Source organism: Idiomarina xiamenensis 10-D-4, from assembly GCF_000299895.1.
In the GTDB taxonomy this organism is placed as follows: Bacteria; Pseudomonadota; Gammaproteobacteria; order Enterobacterales; family Alteromonadaceae; genus Idiomarina; species Idiomarina xiamenensis.
Genome location: NZ_AMRG01000016.1, coordinates 47,094 through 64,078, shown reverse-complemented (window position 1 = coordinate 64,078; position 16,985 = coordinate 47,094). Strand labels below are relative to the sequence as shown.

At 51.0% G+C, this 16,985-nt stretch carries 17 protein-coding genes; 16 read left to right on the top strand and 1 reads right to left on the bottom strand.

Going from position 1 to position 16,985, the window contains the following annotated elements:
- The 14 genes from A10D4_RS11480 to A10D4_RS11415 form a co-directional block, all read left to right on the top strand.
- Window positions 1–662: flagellin (locus tag A10D4_RS11480; RefSeq protein ID WP_040502917.1), on the top strand; the 662-nt coding region annotated here is incomplete at its 5' end.
- A gap of 161 nt (window positions 663–823) precedes the next feature.
- A complete protein-coding gene (locus A10D4_RS11475) occupies window positions 824–1,267 on the top strand; it encodes a flagellar protein FlaG (protein WP_008489687.1) in 444 nt (147 codons plus the stop codon).
- A gap of 13 nt (window positions 1,268–1,280) precedes the next feature.
- Entirely contained in the window at window positions 1,281–2,690 is a 1,410-nt protein-coding gene (gene fliD / locus A10D4_RS11470) for a flagellar filament capping protein FliD (RefSeq protein WP_008489686.1), read from the top strand.
- A gap of 64 nt (window positions 2,691–2,754) precedes the next feature.
- Entirely contained in the window at window positions 2,755–3,183 is a 429-nt protein-coding gene (gene fliS / locus A10D4_RS11465) for a flagellar export chaperone FliS (RefSeq protein ID WP_008489685.1), read from the top strand.
- Between the two features lie 2 nt (window positions 3,184–3,185).
- A complete protein-coding gene (locus A10D4_RS11460) occupies window positions 3,186–3,473 on the top strand; it encodes a hypothetical protein (RefSeq protein ID WP_008489684.1) in 288 nt (95 codons plus the stop codon).
- 80 nt (window positions 3,474–3,553) lie between these two features.
- Window positions 3,554–5,629, top strand: a complete 2,076-nt coding sequence (locus A10D4_RS11455; protein WP_008489683.1) for a motility associated factor glycosyltransferase family protein — start codon at window positions 3,554–3,556, stop codon at window positions 5,627–5,629.
- Between the two features lie 3 nt (window positions 5,630–5,632).
- Window positions 5,633–6,631: an NAD-dependent 4,6-dehydratase LegB gene (locus A10D4_RS11450; protein ID WP_008489682.1), complete on the top strand. Its 999-nt coding sequence runs from the start codon at window positions 5,633–5,635 to the stop codon at window positions 6,629–6,631.
- Between the two features lie 9 nt (window positions 6,632–6,640).
- Window positions 6,641–7,813, top strand: a complete 1,173-nt coding sequence (locus tag A10D4_RS11445; RefSeq protein ID WP_008489678.1) for a LegC family aminotransferase — start codon at window positions 6,641–6,643, stop codon at window positions 7,811–7,813.
- Window positions 7,803–8,960, top strand: coding sequence for a UDP-N-acetylglucosamine 2-epimerase (gene neuC / locus A10D4_RS11440; protein WP_008489677.1), 1,158 nt, complete (start codon window positions 7,803–7,805; stop codon window positions 8,958–8,960). The genes A10D4_RS11445 and neuC overlap by 11 nt, the downstream gene beginning before the upstream one ends.
- A complete protein-coding gene (gene neuB, locus A10D4_RS11435; RefSeq protein ID WP_237738546.1) occupies window positions 8,950–10,032 on the top strand; it encodes an N-acetylneuraminate synthase in 1,083 nt (360 codons plus the stop codon). Before neuC ends, neuB begins: the two co-directional genes overlap by 11 nt.
- Window positions 10,033–10,121: 89 nt before the next feature.
- On the top strand, window positions 10,122–11,168 hold the full coding sequence (locus A10D4_RS11430) for a nucleotidyltransferase family protein (RefSeq protein ID WP_008489675.1): 1,047 nt from the start codon (window positions 10,122–10,124) through the stop codon (window positions 11,166–11,168).
- Window positions 11,165–12,145 carry a Gfo/Idh/MocA family protein gene (locus A10D4_RS13735; RefSeq protein ID WP_008489674.1) on the top strand — a complete coding sequence of 327 codons (981 nt, stop codon included), beginning with the start codon at window positions 11,165–11,167 and terminating at the stop codon, window positions 12,143–12,145. The genes A10D4_RS11430 and A10D4_RS13735 overlap by 4 nt, the downstream gene beginning before the upstream one ends.
- Window positions 12,145–12,840, top strand: coding sequence for an acylneuraminate cytidylyltransferase family protein (locus A10D4_RS11420; RefSeq protein WP_008489673.1), 696 nt, complete (start codon window positions 12,145–12,147; stop codon window positions 12,838–12,840). Before A10D4_RS13735 ends, A10D4_RS11420 begins: the two co-directional genes overlap by 1 nt.
- Before the next feature lie 45 nt (window positions 12,841–12,885).
- Window positions 12,886–13,632, top strand: a complete 747-nt coding sequence (locus A10D4_RS11415) for an SDR family oxidoreductase (protein ID WP_008489671.1) — start codon at window positions 12,886–12,888, stop codon at window positions 13,630–13,632.
- 117 nt (window positions 13,633–13,749) lie between these two features.
- Here the strand turns inward: A10D4_RS11415 and rpsT are convergent, their stop codons facing one another.
- On the bottom strand, window positions 13,750–14,010 hold the full coding sequence (gene rpsT / locus A10D4_RS11410) for a 30S ribosomal protein S20 (protein WP_008489670.1): 261 nt from the start codon (window positions 14,008–14,010) through the stop codon (window positions 13,750–13,752).
- 235 nt (window positions 14,011–14,245) lie between these two features.
- Between rpsT and murJ the strand changes: the two genes are divergently transcribed.
- Together murJ and ribF are read left to right on the top strand one after the other, a co-directional pair.
- The gene (gene murJ, locus A10D4_RS11405; protein WP_008489669.1) at window positions 14,246–15,799 is read left to right on the top strand and encodes a murein biosynthesis integral membrane protein MurJ; all 1,554 of its coding nucleotides are present in this window, start codon (window positions 14,246–14,248) and stop codon (window positions 15,797–15,799) included.
- A gap of 145 nt (window positions 15,800–15,944) precedes the next feature.
- On the top strand, window positions 15,945–16,865 hold the full coding sequence (gene ribF / locus A10D4_RS11400) for a bifunctional riboflavin kinase/FAD synthetase (protein ID WP_008489668.1): 921 nt from the start codon (window positions 15,945–15,947) through the stop codon (window positions 16,863–16,865).
- The last annotated feature ends 120 nt before the right edge of the window (window positions 16,866–16,985 follow it).

Genomic DNA, 16,985 nt, shown 5'->3' with positions numbered 1-16,985 from the left:
CGATTCAAGAAGAAATCCGCGTCATGATGGATGAGGTTAACCGTATTGCCTCTGACACCACTTTCGGTGGTCAGAACTTATTGGACGGTACCTATGAAGCGAGCTTCCAGGTCGGTGCTGACGCTAACCAAACCATCAGCTTTAGTATGGCCAACGTAGGTGGCACCGCTAACTCAGTGGCAACCGACGGCGGCTTTACCTTATCGGGTATCGCTAGCGTGGCGTCAGGCGTGACTGGCAACACACTCAGTGGTTTAGCCGGTACTGCATCAGGTACCTTAAGCTTTGCGGCGAACTTTGTCGCCAGCACCATTTCGGTATCAACGCAAGACAACGCGCAAGCGGTGTTGGCGGGTATGGATTCACTGATTGCTGTGGTTGATAAAAAGCGTGCCGAGCTGGGTGCGGTGCAGAACCGTTTCCAATCGACCGATAAAAAGCGTGCCGAGCTGGGTGCGGTGCAAAACCGGTTCCAATCGACTATTCGTAACCAGTCGAACATTTCTGAGAACTTAGAAGCAGCGAACTCGCGTATTAAAGACGCTGACTTTGCTGAAGAAACTGCTAAGTTAACTCAGGCGCAGATCCTGCAACAAGCCAGTACTACCATTTTGGCGCAGGCTAACCAGCGTCCACAAGCAGCGTTACAGCTGTTAGGCTAAATAAGTTCGCCAGTAATTGGCGTCTTAACACGGCTAAAAAACCGAAAGGGCAACCTTTCGGTTTTTTTTTACTTTTTTTGCTAAAGTCTTTATCTGAGTTGCCGATAACCTACATGTGAAAGTCCGGCTGGTGTTCGGTATTTCTTGTGAAAGGTACAATTATGGCAAATTTACAATTAGATTCAGGACTAACGTTATCGACGTCCGCGCTGCGCGCAGATGGCGCACCTGCTAATGCGCAAGCAGTGGTGCCAAGCCCAGCCGTAAGCGCCAATAAGCAATTAGTGGCGACCATCGATAATCAGTTACAGCAACCACTGGCAGACCAGCAAGCAGCCAGTGAAAGTGCGAGTACGAGTGATATAACTACTGTGCAACAAGCGGTTGAGGCGTTAAACCAAAGTTCGACCATTCGCCAAACCAGCTTACAGTTCGTATTTGAAGAACGCGGCGATCCGCCCATCGTGAAAGTGGTGGACAAGGATAGCGGACAAGAAATCCGGCAAATTCCTTCGGAAGTGGTGCAACGAATTGCTAAAGCTATCGAAGAGTATGCCGATAACAGTCATAACCGGTCGGGCATTTTGTTCGACAAACAAGTTTGAGTAGGAGGATATTATGCCTTCATTTGCAGGTATCGGCTCTAACCTCCCGTTAGAAGACCTGATCACATCGACAGTCGCGGCGGCCAACCAGCCAAAAGTGAAACGCTTTAACGAGGCGCAGAGCCGCTATGAAGTGGAGCTGTCGGCGCTGGGTGCGGTGAAATCGCAGCTGTCAAAATTTCAAAGTGTGGTCGATAAACTGGCCGACGCTGATGAATTTTATCGACGTACCTCAAACATTACTCAACCCGCTTCCGGCGACGCTATTGCCTTCACGAGTACTGCTGACTCTTCTGTCGGTCAGTTTAGCGTCGAGGTGCAACAGTTGGCTCAGGGTAGCCGTGCGATTTCGGCTGCAGGCGCGTTTGCAACATCGGATCAGGTAGTCTCCGATAGCGACGCGACGTTGACATTTAGCGCCGGTGATAAGAGTTTTTCGGTCGACATCAGTGCAGGAGAAACGCTAGAACAAGTGCGCCGCCGGGTGAACGATATGACCGGCGATAACTTCGGCGTGTCGATGAACATCATTAATACGGGCTCCGAAGCCAAAGTGGTGTTCAGTTCAAGCTTGACCGGCGCTGGTAACGATTTAGAAGTGACCAGTAACAATGCCGACTTTGATGGTATGAGCACCACCGCCGCCGATGGTAGTGCCGGTGGTTTGACGATTGCCGACGCCGACAAAGCGCGCGATGCTATTATCAGCATTGATGGTATTACTGCGACCAATTCGTCAAACACCTTCGCAGACGTCATTGAGGGTTCGACTATCATCGCCAAAAAAGTCACCGCTGAGGGTGAATCGGCGACGGTCGATATTTCTCATGACCGTGAGGGTGTCGATAAGTTAATTGATGAGTTTGTTGCGGCTTATAATGGTGTGGTCGATATTATCAACCAAGCTACCGCTTTCAATAAAAATACCGGTGCTTCGGCCGCGTTAAATGGCGATGCCTCAATGCGTGGGCTGCAACAGCAGATGGTTATCGCGTTGTCTAGCGAAGTGACCGATTCGGGCAAATTTAATAACTTGTTTGATTTGGGCTTGAGCTTGGATAAAGACGGTAAGTTGCAACGCGAAAACGTGGTGCGTAGTGTCAACGAAGCCATGGATGACGACTTTGCATCGTTTGCTAAAGTGTTCTCAAGTGACGAGGGTATCGGTAGCAAGTTTGAAGAAATGCTGGGTAATTACCTCGGTTCTGGTGGTGTCATTTCGCAGCGCGAAGATTCGCTGGATGAACGCTTACGTGGTATCGCCGATGATCGTGAGGCGCATAAATATCGCATGGAGCAGCTAGAAGCTCAGTTACGCGAAAAGTACACGGCGTTAGATGTATTAGTGTCGCAAATGCAAAGCACTAGCGACTATTTGACGCAACAGTTAGCGAGCCTACCGGGCTTTGGCAGTAAGAAATAGTCGCCAGTGACTAAGCGGTCACGGTGAGATGTATTCAGTGGTATAAGGTAAAAGGGGCAGCACGATGTATAACAACAAACTCAAGGGTTACACTCAGGATTCTCTACGTTCACGCGTAGCAGGCGCCGACCCTTATCAACTGGTGCAGTTGCTAATGGCGGGTGCGTTGGAAAACATGAGTTACGCCAAGGGTGCCATTCAACGCAAAGATTTAGAAAAGAAGAGTGTGCACTTGAGTAAGGCATCGGCGATCATTGAGTCGTTACGCAGTAGCCTGAATATGGAGGTTGGCGGCGAAGTGTCGGAAAACCTCGATAACTTATACCTATACATGTATGACCGTTTGACCGAAGCGTCGTTAAAGAACGACGTTGAGATCATCGATGAAGTTGCTAAGCTGTTAAAACAAATTAAATCAGCTTGGGATGCGATTCCGATGACCGAACGCGAAGTCGCGATGACGCAAATGCAACAGCAAGCGAGTGGCGCTTAAATATGGCGATAGCCGACGTTAAAGCCGAACTCGACCGTTTACAGCAAGTGCCCGAAGACGATGATGCACAAGCCACTAAACATGCGCGCGCGCTGGATAGCGCGTTGCGTGACTGCTTTGCCGATCCTGAATTTCAGCCGTTAGCGCACCAAGCATTGCTAGCACAAGTTGCCGATACGCTTGATCGACTGATTCAAAGTAAGCGAGCAGACCGTGATAGTAGCGCTGACGATTTAACCCAACTGCAAAAATCCCGCAAGCAAATCAATAAATACCGCGAACAACTGTGATTTAGTCATACAGTTGTTCCGTTTCCAGCCGATAACTTATAGTCTACAGAGTTTAAGTTTAAAAACGGTACCGCGGTATTATGGCAACACTGGAACAATTGCTTAATCAGGCGCAGCAAGCCTTACACCAAGCGCAACGTAGCGTTGAACGCGAGCAGGCATTCGCCGCCGAGGCTGAACCTCGGTTTGAGCGTAACTTAGCGGCCTTTCATCAGTACTTCCCCGATATTGCTAAAGCGATAGAACAGTATCAAAGCGATACCCCTTTAGCGCTGCACGTTACCGAAAGTGGCTATGCGAATGTCGCGTTAACCGCAAATGGCGCGCCACTATATGGGTTAGAGCCGGGTAAGCAAATCGCCGCCCAAGTAAAACAGCAGCTGCAACAGCCGATTATTAGCCACGTCGATTTTAGTGGCTTTGCCAAGGCGCCTGCCGACGATCACCGCTTACACTCGCAGTTTACTCGCCGGCTCGGACAAATTGTCGATGAGGCAGGGCGTTTAGAGCCTTTAGCGCAGTTACCGACACGGTTTCCGTCGGCGGTAATTTTTGGCGTGGGTTTGGGCTATCATATTCCGTTGTTACTCGAGCAAGTGCAATTTGACTATCTGAATATCGTTGAACCTGATTTTAATCTTTTTTATTGCAGCTTGTTCTGTATCGATTGGGCGGCCGTGATCGACACCGTTAATGAACAAAATGGCTGCTTGTTTTTGCATATTGGCAGTGATTATCGTCAGTTTTTCGACGACTTATGGCAAATCAGCCAAGACATCGGTGCCTTCTCGTTAGTGAAAACCTTTTGTTATGCACACTATCCGTCCGAAGATACCCAAGCGTTAGTCACCTCGTTTACACAGCGCATGCACGAATTACATGGTGGTTACGGTTTTTATAACGATGCCACCACCAGCTTGGCGCATACCACGTTAAATTTGCAGCACGGCGTTAATATGCTGGTCGACCAACAGCCGTTAAGCAGCGCCTACCCAGATTACCCAGTGGTGGTGGTCGGCAATGGCCCGTCGCTAGACGAAGCTGCTGAAGTGTTGGCCGAGATACAAGACCAAGTGGTGATTATTGCCGCTGGATCGGCGTTAAAAACGCTGCTAAAAATGGGTATCAAGCCCGATTTTCATTGTTTGGTCGAGCGCCCCAAAACGACTTACGATATTTTGCTGCAAACCATGCAGCCAGAAGACTATAAATCAATCAGTCTACTCACCCTTAACGTCATTTATCCCGATGTTATTGACCTTTATGATTGGGTTGGTATGGCGGCAAAACCGGTAGAGGCGGGCTCAGAGCTATGGAAAATTGCCTCATGGCTAGGTGCTAACCAACCCATCACGTATTTGTCGTCGTGTAATCCGATGGTCTCGAACACGGCGCTATCGTTCGCCTTGCACATGGGTTTTAGTCAGGTTTACTTGATGGGTGTCGACAACGGCTATAAAGATGAAGCCAGCCAGCACGCAAAAAGTAGCTTTTATTACGAGAAGGGATTAAAAGATAAATTTGTACAGCCCAAAGCTCGTCATCGCTTGCCCGGTAATTTTGGTGGCGAGGTGATGTCCAGCGATTTGCTGGCGATGTCATGTGCACAAATGAAACGCTTACTCAGCCTGCAGCGCTTTGCTAAAGTCGACTGCTATAACGTCGGTAGTGGCGCTCGAATCGAGGGTGCGAAGCCATTGCAGCCAGAAATGATTCTGGTTGATACGCGGGCGCCAAATAAGCAGCAAGTGGTGAGTTGGATAAAACAGCACAGCTTTACTCCACGCCAAATTGACGACATGAAACCTTATTTACAGTTGTCGCAATTTGACCAAATTTGTGAGCATTTACAGGCCTTGTGCCGCGAGCCAGTGGCTGATGCCGAGCAAGCACTCGAGTTAATGCGTCGTCAATCTCGCTACTTGTATTCGCACCGCCGCTCACAGTTGAGTCATTTACACTACGTGTTAGAGGGCGTACTACTGTACTTTCAGTGCCCGATGATGACCTTGCTGTATAGTTTTGACGATCCGCAGCGCTGTTTGCAGGCCTTTAAACGCGCGTTAACCTTATGGGACGATTATTTACAGGCTATGCGTGAGGACTTTCCTCAGCGTTGGCAAATGAAATGTGATTGGGGCTGGCAAGGAGCATAAGCAGTGAAGACTTCAGTAAACCGACGGGTATTGGTCACCGGCGCCGATGGTTTTATCGGTTCACACTTGGCCGAACTGCTGGTGCAGCGAGGCTATCAGGTTCGAGCCTTGGTGCAGTACAACTCGTTTAACAGTTGGGGCTGGTTAGACAGCAGTCCGTTGGCTAAAGAGATGGAAGTTATCGCCGGAGATGTGCGTGACCCATTCCTATGCGATAACATTTGTGCCGACATCGATGTCGTTTTTCATTTGGCCGCACTAATTGCCATCCCATACTCTTACCAAGCGCCGAATAGCTATGTCGAAACCAACGTTAACGGCACGTTGAATATGTGTCAGGCCGCGCTCAAACAGGGCGTGAAACGCTTTATTCAAACCTCAACCAGCGAGATTTATGGAACCGCGCGTTATGTGCCGATAGACGAACAGCATCCCAGCCAACCACAATCGCCGTATAGCGCATCAAAAATTGCCGCCGACGCGATGGCGCTGAGTTATTTTAACGCGTTTCAATTACCGGTTACGATTGCCAGACCCTTCAATACCTATGGTCCGCGACAATCGGCGCGAGCGGTTATTCCGTCTATTATTATTCAAATCGCGGCTGGCCGTGAACGAATTGAATTAGGTGATGTGTCGCCCACCCGCGACTTTAACTATGTGGCTGATACCTGTGCCGGCTTTATCGCTTTAGCCGAAGCCGGTCATCAGGTGGTTGGTGAAACTATCAATATCGCCAGTAATGACGAAATTTCTGTGGCCGATACGCTAGCGTTGATCAAACAGTTGATGCGCAGTCCGGTTGAGTTTATTACCGATGAACAACGGCTAAGGCCTGCGTCATCCGAGGTTTTCCGACTCTGGGGCGATAATCAAAAGCTGCGCAGTTTGAGTGACTGGCAACCACAGCATTCGTTAGCGCAGGGCTTGCAGCAAACCATCGACTGGTTCAGCCAGCCGCAACATCTGGCGCGTTACAAAGCCGACCAATATAACGTATAGGAATTCGGTATGGCTTTTCTGAAACAATTAACCGACCATATTCGTGCTCATTACGGCGTTAGCGATGACAGCGTCATTCCCTTGCATGCCCCACAGTTTGGCAGCCAAGAGCGCAGCGCGGTGCTGGATACCATCGACTCTACCTTTGTATCCAGCGTGGGTCGTTACGTCGATTTCTTCGAACGACAGCTGGCCGACCACTGCCAGCGGCCTGCGGCGGTTGCCACCGTTAATGGTACTGCCGCTTTGCACACTGCATTATTGATCGCCGGTGTTGAAGCGGGGGATTTGGTGCTGACACAGGCATTAACTTTTGTCGCCACCTGTAACGCGATTCGTTACTGCCAGGCCGACCCGGTATTTATCGATGTTGAGCGCGAAAGTTTGGGCATGAGTGCGACAGCGTTAGCCGAATGGCTGGCTGAGCAGGCGCTGATTGACGATCACGGCATCTGTCGTCAGCGTGAGTCGGGACGTCCAATTCGTGCTTGTGTGCCGATGCATACATACGGTCACCCGTGCGATATGGACGCACTGCAAAGCGTTTGTCAGCAGTGGCGGATACTGTTGCTCGAAGATGCCGCCGAAGCGCTGGGCTCATCTTATCGGGGCCGTCCATGTGGTGGCTTAGCGCCGTTAGCGGCGTTTAGTTTTAACGGTAATAAAGTCATCACCTGTGGCGGTGGTGGCATGGTGTTAGGTGATACCGAGCAGATGCGTCAGGCCAAGCATTTAACAACCACCGCCAAGCAGCCACACGCTTACGAATTCGTACACGACCAAGTGGCTTATAACTACCGACTGCCGAATCTAAATGCCGCCTTGGGGCACGCACAAATGCGTCATTTACCACGTTTTTTAGCCGATAAGCGCGCTACTGCCGAGGCATATCAACAGCTGCTCAGCGACAGCCCCTATCAGTTTATCGCCGAGCCCAGTTACGGCAAAAGTAACTACTGGCTAAACACCGTCTTGTGCCGCGACCTTAGCGCCCGGGATGCACTATTGAGCGGTTGTCAGCAGGCCGGTATTCAAGCGCGGCCGGTGTGGCGGCCGATGCATCAGTTGGCGATGTATCAACAGCAAGCGCACGGTGATTTAAGTCAGACCGAGTGGCTGGCACAGCGCTTGGTCAATCTACCCAGTAGCGTACGCGCTGGGGTGGCGACCGATGACGACTAAACGTATTGCGGTATTTACCGGCGGCCGAGCCGACTACGGTTTACTTACGCCATTGCTACGTGCGATCAGTGCTGAATCGACACTAACCTTACAGTTACTGGCTTCGGGGTATCACTTTGATAGCCAGCTAGGCGATACCCAGCGGCAGATCAGCGCAGACGGTTTTACCGTAAGTGCGCAAATACCTTTTCAACGGGTCGCTGATGAACGTGACGTAGTGCGCAGTATGGGCGCCGCTTTGCCAGCCCTGAGCGAGACCCTACAACGCTTGCGTAGCGAGGTGTTGGTGATACTGGGGGATCGCTATGAAGCGTTAGCGGCTGCTCAGGCCGCCTACTTTTTACGCATACCCATCGCCCATATTCATGGTGGCGAAGTCACTGCGGGCGCGTTGGACGATGGCATACGGCATGCCATCACACAGCTAGCCAGTTATCACTTTGCGTCCAATCAGCAGCATCGGCAACGCATCATTGCCATGGGTAAGTCACCACAGCGGGTGTTTGACGTTGGCGCCTTGGGTGTCGATAACGTGTTACATACCGAACTGATTGAACGCGATGCTTTTTGTGTGCATTGGGGCTTACGAGAACGGCCTTTTATCCTCGCTACTTATCATCCGGCGACGGCCAGTACAGCAGAGCAACCGGCTGCCGTGACCGCGCACATTTTGGACGCGCTGGCCGCCTTTAGCGATTACGATGTGTTGTTTACCTACCCGAATGGCGATGCCGGCCATCAGGCGATTATTGCACAGTTAGAGCAGGCGGCTGGGCGTCATCGTGATAACGATCAGCGCTTGTGCTTAGTACCCAGCTTGGGTATGCGTCATTATGTCAATGCCATTCGCCATTGCGCGTTGGTGTTAGGTAATTCATCCAGCGCTATCATTGAAGTATCGGCGCTACGCAAAGCGGTGGTTAATGTGGGTCAACGTCAAGCTGGGCGTATAGCGGCAGCATCGGTGCTACATTGTAATAGCGATACTGATTCCATCCGACAGGCGGTTGAGCAGGCGCTCAGTGATACCCATCAACGGCTTACCGCGAACTGTGCGTTACCCTATGGTGGTGGTGATAGTGCCGCCAAAATTTGTCAGCAATTAACTCAACCGAGCTCCATAGCACTAGGATTTTATGATGGCTAATTCAGCGGTTTATATCATTGCCGAGGCTGGCGTAAATCATAACGGTGATTTACACCTGGCAGAACAATTGATTGACGTTGCCGCAGCCGCCGGCGCCGACGCGGTCAAGTTTCAGACCTTTAACGCCGAAAAGCTGGCCGCTGAGCAAGCACAACAAGCCGCCTACCAACGCCAAAATATGCAGCAACAAGTGTCGCAGCGTGACATGCTCAAGGCTTTGGAATTGCCATTAGCCTGGCACCAGCCTTTGCAACAGCGAGCGCAACGACTCGGTATCGACTTTTTATCGACAGCCTTTGACAGCGATAGCCTGCAGCATTTGCTAGCGCTCTCGATAACGCGTATCAAGGTGCCTTCTGGCGAGTTGACTAATGCACCGTTACTGTTGGCCTATGCGCGCAGTGGCTTGCCGCTGATGGTCTCGACCGGTATGGCCTTTCTCAGTGAAATCGAACAGGCGTTAGCGACGCTAGCGTGGGGCGCTAATCATAGCGGTTTACCGCAGAGTAGCGAGGTTATCTGGCAATACTGGTGTCAGCCCGAGGCGCAACAGTGGGTACGACAACAGATCACCTTACTACATTGTACTTCGCAATATCCGGCTCCCGATGAAGCCATTCACTTGGCGGCAATGGATCAACTAGCGCAGGCGTTCGGCTGTGCGGTAGGGTATTCTGACCATTCGGCGGGCATTGCGGTGTCAGTGGCCGCAGCGGCGCGCGGCGCACGAGTTATCGAGAAACATTTTACCGTCGATCGTAGTTTACCGGGTCCTGACCACCAAGCCTCAATAGAGGCCGACCAGCTGACGCAAATGGTCGCCATGATCCGACAGGTATCCAGTGCCATCGGTCAACCTCGTAAGTTACCGCAAGCGTGTGAATGGGATACGCGGGCGCTGGCTCGGCAGGTTTTGGTGTGCGCGCAAGCGCTCAGCGCGGGACAAACTATCGATGCTGCGCACCTGACTACTTGCCGTAGTCGTGCTGGCATGTCGCCGCATCGTTTATGGGATTTGCTCGGGCGTCCGGCTCAACGCGACTATGCGGTCGGCGAACTGATTGACGAATAAGGATAAGCCCGCTACCGTCAAAGTTTTGTTGGCATGAAATCTGTATAGCTTTGCTGGCTGACCCCCTTAAGACAGGAGCAACACCGTCCATGAAAGATTGGCAATCGGCATTAGTGACACCCACGGCGACCATCGCCGACGCCATGACCACGCTGGATAACGCCGCACTACGCATTGTGCTGGTGGTAGACGCTGAGCGGAAGTTATTAGGCACGCTGACCGACGGTGATATTCGCCGCGGCTTGCTGGCTCGAAAAGGCTTGGATACCGCTGTCACCGAAGTGATGAACAGTCAACCTAAGGTCGGCTATAGCGATTGGTCGCTAGAGCGTTTGCAGCGTTGGATGGAAAAGCACCAAGTGTTGCAGTTGCCGATACTCAATGAGCAGGGCACAGTGACCCGCTTAGAAACGCTGCAGAGTTTGCTCAGCCGTCCGCAATACGATAACGCGGTGTTCTTGATGGCGGGCGGCTTTGGTACGCGTTTACGACCATTAACTCAAGATTGCCCGAAACCCATGCTTGAAGTAGGTGGTAAGCCGATTTTACAGGTGATTTTAGAGGGCTTTGTTAATGCGGGCTTTCAGCGTTTTTATATCTCGACCCACTATAAGCCTGAAATGATCACCTCACATTTCGGTGATGGTAGTCACTGGGGCGTCGACATTCGCTATGTGCATGAAGATAAGCCGTTGGGTACTGCTGGCGCCTTGGGTTTGTTGCGTGCTGAGCAGCTTTCTGAACCGCTATTCATGATGAATGGTGACCTGTTGACCAATTTGGACTATCGCAAGTTGTTGGATTTTCACCAGCAGTGCGGTGGTGTCGCGACCATGTGTGTACGTCAACACGAGTTTCAAATTCCGTATGGCGTGGTACGTAGTGATGGTCATCAAGCGACTGGTATCGTTGAAAAGCCGGTTTCCTGGTACGACGTCAATGCCGGTATTTATCTGATCTCGCCAGAGTTGATCGAACGAGTGCCGCTGCAGCAACGGATAGACATGCCCGATCTATTGACTCAGGAAATCGAGCAACAACGCCAAGTCAATGTGTTTCCGTTGCAAGAGTATTGGCTTGATATCGGCCGCATGGAAGACTTTAAGCGCGCCCAAAGTGAGTTTGAACAGCTGTGAGCGGTGCCATTCTGATTATTGGCAGTGGCGCCATCGCCCTAAGGCATGCCAGTAATAGTCGACGACTCAGGCCGGATTGTGAGTGCTGGTTACTGTCGGCTTCAGGGCGTGAGCTCAACTTAGTTGATTATCAAGCAGACGGTGTTAGCCGTTGTTTTTCGCAATGGCAGGCATTGCCGCTAGCGCAAATCGAAGCAGCGATCATCGCCGCGCCGGCTTCTCACCACATTGATTACGCATTGCGCTTGGCGTCGTTGAAAATACCGTTGTTAATCGAAAAGCCGCTGGCGCTGAATGCTGCCGACGCTGAACGCTTATTACCGAGCGCAAAGCAAGGCTACATAGCGCTGGCTTACCCATTGCGTTTTCGGCAGCAATTGGCGCAATTAAAGCAGTGGCTGCAAGCACCCGAGCATGGTCGGTTATTGCACGTGCATGCTCACGTTGGGCAACATTTAGCCGCTTGGCGTCCCCATTTACCTTATCAGCAATCGGTATCGGCGCAGCGCAAACTTGGTGGTGGCGTCTTATTAGAGTTATCGCACGAGTTAGATTATTTACAATGGTTATTGGGACCGTTAACGGCGCAGTGTGCGCTATCGATGCCACAGCCGTTGTTGCAAGCCGACGTTGAACAGAGCGTCACTAGCCTCTTAACTAGTGCCGATGGGGTGCCGGTCAGTTTGCATCAGAACTTTGTGCAACAGGTGGTTCAGCGCGAATCGGTGTTCACCACGGAAAATGCCGTATTGCGCTGGAACTTACTGACGCAAACGTTAATTTGTCGCTATGCCGACGGCCGCACCTTACAGGCCAACGCTGAACATAGCGACATGTATTTACGTTTACTGGAGCAGTTTTATGCCGATCAGGCGCAAGCGCAGGTGCAGCCTAGCGCGCCATTAGCGACTGTAGCCGAATCGATGACCCTATTGAAGACCTTAGATGCCTTACGCAGCATGATGAGGAATGATTGATGCAAACAACTTTCGCGTTTATTTTCGCGCGTGGTGGCTCTAAGGGATTGCCACGTAAGAACCTGCTATCGTTAATGGGTAAGCCGCTGCTACAACGCGCTATCGAGAGTGCGCAAGCGGTTGCCGAGATTGAACAGGTATTTGTCTCTACCGACGACGACGAAATCGCTGCCTTAGCGCAACAGTGTGGTGCCGAGTTGATTCGGCGTCCACCGGAACTGGCTCAGGATCGTTCACCTGAGTGGTTGGCGTGGCAGCACGCGATTAACCATGTACGTGCGCAAGGCCGGGATTTCCAGCGCTTTATCAGTGTACCCACAACCAGTCCGCTGCGTGCTACAGACGATTTACAGCGTTGCTTACAGGCATTAGATGAGCACACCGATATGGTGGTGACGGTGACAGCAGCGGCGCGCAGCCCTTATTTTAATATGCTGACCATGAATGCCGAGGGTTATGTACAGTTGGCGGCAACGTCGTCGCAAGCGGTTCATCACCGTCAAGCAGCGCCTCCGGTCTATGATATGACCACGGTGGCTTATGTGACGCGACCAGAGTTTGTACTGACAGGAGCGGGTGTGCTCAGTGGACGTACCAAAGCCGTCGAGATTCCCAAACAACGAGCGGTCGATATTGACGACCGCTACGATTTTATTACCGCCGAGGCCTATTTACGCGCTGAGAGTAATACTTAGCGCGGGTGGCTCAAACGCTAATTAATATCCAAGGAAAGTGATGTAATGACACTGGCTGATAAACGTATTTTAGTGATTGGTGCCAACGGCCTGTTGGGCGCGCGCATGGCGCTCGCTATTCAGCAAGCCGGCGCCGAGGTGGTAGCGCTGGATATTGCCGAGCACCCACAAGCGAGCTTGCAACAAGCCGGTATTCGCTATGTCCGCGGTAGTGCCAGTGCTAACGCGATTCTAGATCCATTATTGGCTGAAGGATTCGACGGTGCGGTTAATTTAGCGTATCCCCGTAATAGCGCTTATGGTCGTGATTTCTGCGAGGTGCAGCTGAGTGATTTTCAAGACAATGTCAGTCAACATTTAGGGCTTTATTTTCAGGTCATGCAGCGCTGTTATTTGGCTGCTAAAGCACGTCAACAAGCGTTTTCGCTGGTTAACTTTTCGTCGATTTACGGCCAAATTGCACCACGTTTTGATGTTTATGAGCAATTACCGATGACGATGCCGGTCGAATATGCGGCAATTAAGGCTGGAGTGCAACACCTGACCCGCTATCTCACTAATTACGCCGCGCACGACGCCGATGGTCTGCCATTTCGAGTCAACTGTGTAGCGCCGGGTGGTATCGAAGATGGTCAGCATGCCCAGTTTCAACAGAACTATCGTCGCTATTGCAACAGCAAAGGTATGTTGAATGCCGATGATATTAGCGGCAGCGTGATCTTCTTGCTCAGCGACGCGGCACGGTATATTTGTGGTCAGACGCTGACTGTCGATGATGGTTTTAGTACCTAATCGGTTAGCGTATTCTCTACTGCGCTATTTGTGAGCATACCAGTCGTAAGCATACAAATCGCGAGCACAAAAAAACCGGCAGACGCCGGTTTTTTTGGTGCGAACAAGTTTAATCGCTTACAGCGCTTTAACTTTCGCGTTCAAGCGGCTCTTATGACGAGCGGCTTTATTCTTGCTGATTAATCCTTTGGTCGCGTAGCGATCAAGGATTGGTGTTACTTGAACCAACGCTGCTTGCGCTGCTTCTTTGTCTTTAGCTTCAACTGCAGCATTTACCTTCTTCAGGTAAGTACGCATCATTGAGCGACGGCTGGCGTTATGGCGACGGTTGTTTTCTGCCTGTTTCGCGCGCTTTTTCGCAGACTTGATGTTAGCCAAGGTGGACTCCTAAAAATTCGTTAACTGAACGCACATTAATAAAGGCCGTGGAATATGCCTGTTTTAGCCGCAAAAGTCAACAGCAAATGCGTTGCCAAAATGACCAGACATCAATGACAAAAAAAGCACAGCCAAGTACAATGCAGCCATTATAACGAAGCTTGCAGCCAAACAACAGTCTGTTATGGTCAATAACTGATTGTTTCTGCCCCACCACTTATTTGAGAAACTATTTGTGTCTAAAGGCTTATTACGTTCCGGCTTAGTGGTCAGTACCATGACCTTACTTTCGCGTATGCTTGGGCTGGTGCGCGATGTCGTGATCGCTAACCTGATGGGCGCTGGGGCGGCAGCCGATGTATTCTTTTTTGCTAATAAAATCCCTAATTTTTTACGGCGTTTATTTGCAGAAGGCGCTTTCGCGCAAGCATTTGTTCCGGTGCTAGTTGAATATCAACAAGGTAAGGAGCTGCCCGATAGGCAACTGTTGATAGCGCGGGTGGCCGGCACTTTAGGAACTATTGTTAGCATCGTTACCTTAGTCGGCATGATTGCCTCGCCGTTGGTCACTGCGCTATTTGGTACCGGCTGGTTTATCGACTGGTGGCAGGGCGGGCCGCAGGCGCAAAAGTTCGTGCTGGCGTCAGATTTATTACGCATTACCTTTCCTTACTTGTGGTTCATTACCTTTACCGCATTAGCGGGCGCGATTCTTAATACATTGGGTAAGTTTGCGGTGGCCGCGTTTACCCCGGTATTCTTAAACGTGGCGATTATTCTTGCTGCAATTTGGTTGGCGCCGCAATTAGATGAGCCCGAATATGGCTTAGCGTGGGGTGTGTTTTTTGGCGGCCTGATCCAATTTTTATTTCAGCTACCTTTTTTAAAGCGTGCCGGATTGTTGGTACGGCCGCGTTGGGGCTGGTCTGATCCTGGTGTTAAAAAAATTCGCAAACTGATGTTACCGGCCTTATTCGGTGTCTCGGTAAGTCAGATTAATTTGCTGTTTGATACGCTGATTGCGAGCTTCTTAATGAGCGGATCTATCAGTTGGCTCTATTATTCTGATCGACTCTTAGAATTCCCGTTGGGGTTATTTGGCATTGCCATTGCGACGGTCATTTTGCCGGCCTTATCGGCTCGCCATAGCGACCGTTCCGCAATCGAATTTCAACGCACCTTAGATTGGGGGATTCGCATGGTGGTGTTGCTCGGTTTACCGGCAATGGCAGGTTTAATTGTGCTGGCACAACCGATGTTAATGGTGCTGTTTATGCATGGTGCCTTTAGCTACAGCGATGCGCAAATGGCATCTTACAGTTTGATCGCCTACGCCACCGGTTTGCTCAGTTTTATGCTGGTTAAGGTACTAGCCACCGGTTTTTACTCACGGCAGGACACTAAACGACCGGTCAAATTTGGCATCATTGCAATGCTGACTAACATGGTGTTCAACGTGATTTTTGCCATCCCTTTTGGTTACGTTGGCTTAGCATTAGCTACCGCGCTTTCGGCCTTGGTCAATGCTGGGTTATTGGGTATCACGTTAAAACGCGAAGGCGCGTTGGTGTGGCAACCCGGTAGTGTCAGTTTTTTGAGCAAGGTGCTACTGGCGACATTGCTGATGACGGTATTACTGGTCATGTTGCAACCTGCGTTACCCGATTGGCAGCATTGGTCGGTTAGTGAGCGCAGTTGGCGCTTAGCCGCGCTCATCGGTGTCGGTGGTGGCGCCTATTTATTGAGCTTGCTGGTTTTGGGGGTGCGGCCACGACATCTGCGCACCTAAGCGATAGATAAACCCTTCAAGCGGGGCAAGTTTGCTTTGCATTTCCTGACTATGGGTGCTGAATCTAGCCGTTGCTTACGTTATAATCGGCCGCTGTCATTCGCGGCGCGGCTGCGAGTTAAAAAAGGTAAGCTTGGCATTAGCTATGGAATTCATTCGCGGCATCCACAACTTACGTCCACGGCATCGTGGTTGCGTACTCACCATCGGTAACTTCGATGGTGTACATTTAGGCCATCAGGCGGTGTTGGCGCGGGTGTTACAGCAAGCGCAGCAACGCCAGTTAACGGCAGCGGTAATGACTTTTGAGCCACAACCGTTAGAGTTGTTTCAGCCGCAACAAGCACCGGCTCGCTTGACCAATTGGCGCGAGAAATATCAGGCATTAGCGGCAACCGGCATTCAACGTCACATCGGTATTGAATTTAATCGTCGCTTTGCGGCACAGCCGGCGCAACAGTTTATCGATGATGTATTACGCGATAAGTTGGCGGTAGAGTTTTTAGTGGTCGGTGATGACTTTCGTTTTGGCCGTGGTCGCGAGGGCGATTTCGCGTTACTACAACGCGCCGGACAGCAGTATGGTTTTGACGTGGTCGATACACACAGTTTCCGACAACAGCAGCAGCGGGTCAGTAGCACCGCGATTCGACAGGCGCTAGCAAGCGCTGACTTTGATAGCGCGGCGGCAATGTTAGGGCGACCTTATAGCTTGTCGGGACGCGTCATTCATGGTCGTAAAAATGGTCGAAAAATCGGCTTCCCAACCGCCAATGTGCCGCTAAAACGATTAAAATCGCCGTTGCACGGGGTCTATGCGGTGACTGTCGAGTTAGCTGGACAAACATACCGTGGCGTCGCTAATGTCGGTAAGCGTCCCACGTTGAACGGGCAAGACATGCAGTTAGAAGTGCATTTGTTTGATTTTACTGGCGATATTTATGGGCAGCGGGTCACTGTGACAGCGTTGGCTAAAATTCGTGATGAGCGGCGTTTTGAGTCGTTACAGCAGTTGGCTGAGCAAATTAGCAAAGATGCTCAGCAAGCGCGCGAGGTTTTCGCTTAGCTGACGAAGCAACGGTCTGCGTTGCAGAACACGGATATTCTTGACGAAACATTAGCACAATGCAGGTGCTAAAAGCGGCGGCCTAATGATAGATTATTAGGCATTACCGATAAACTTATA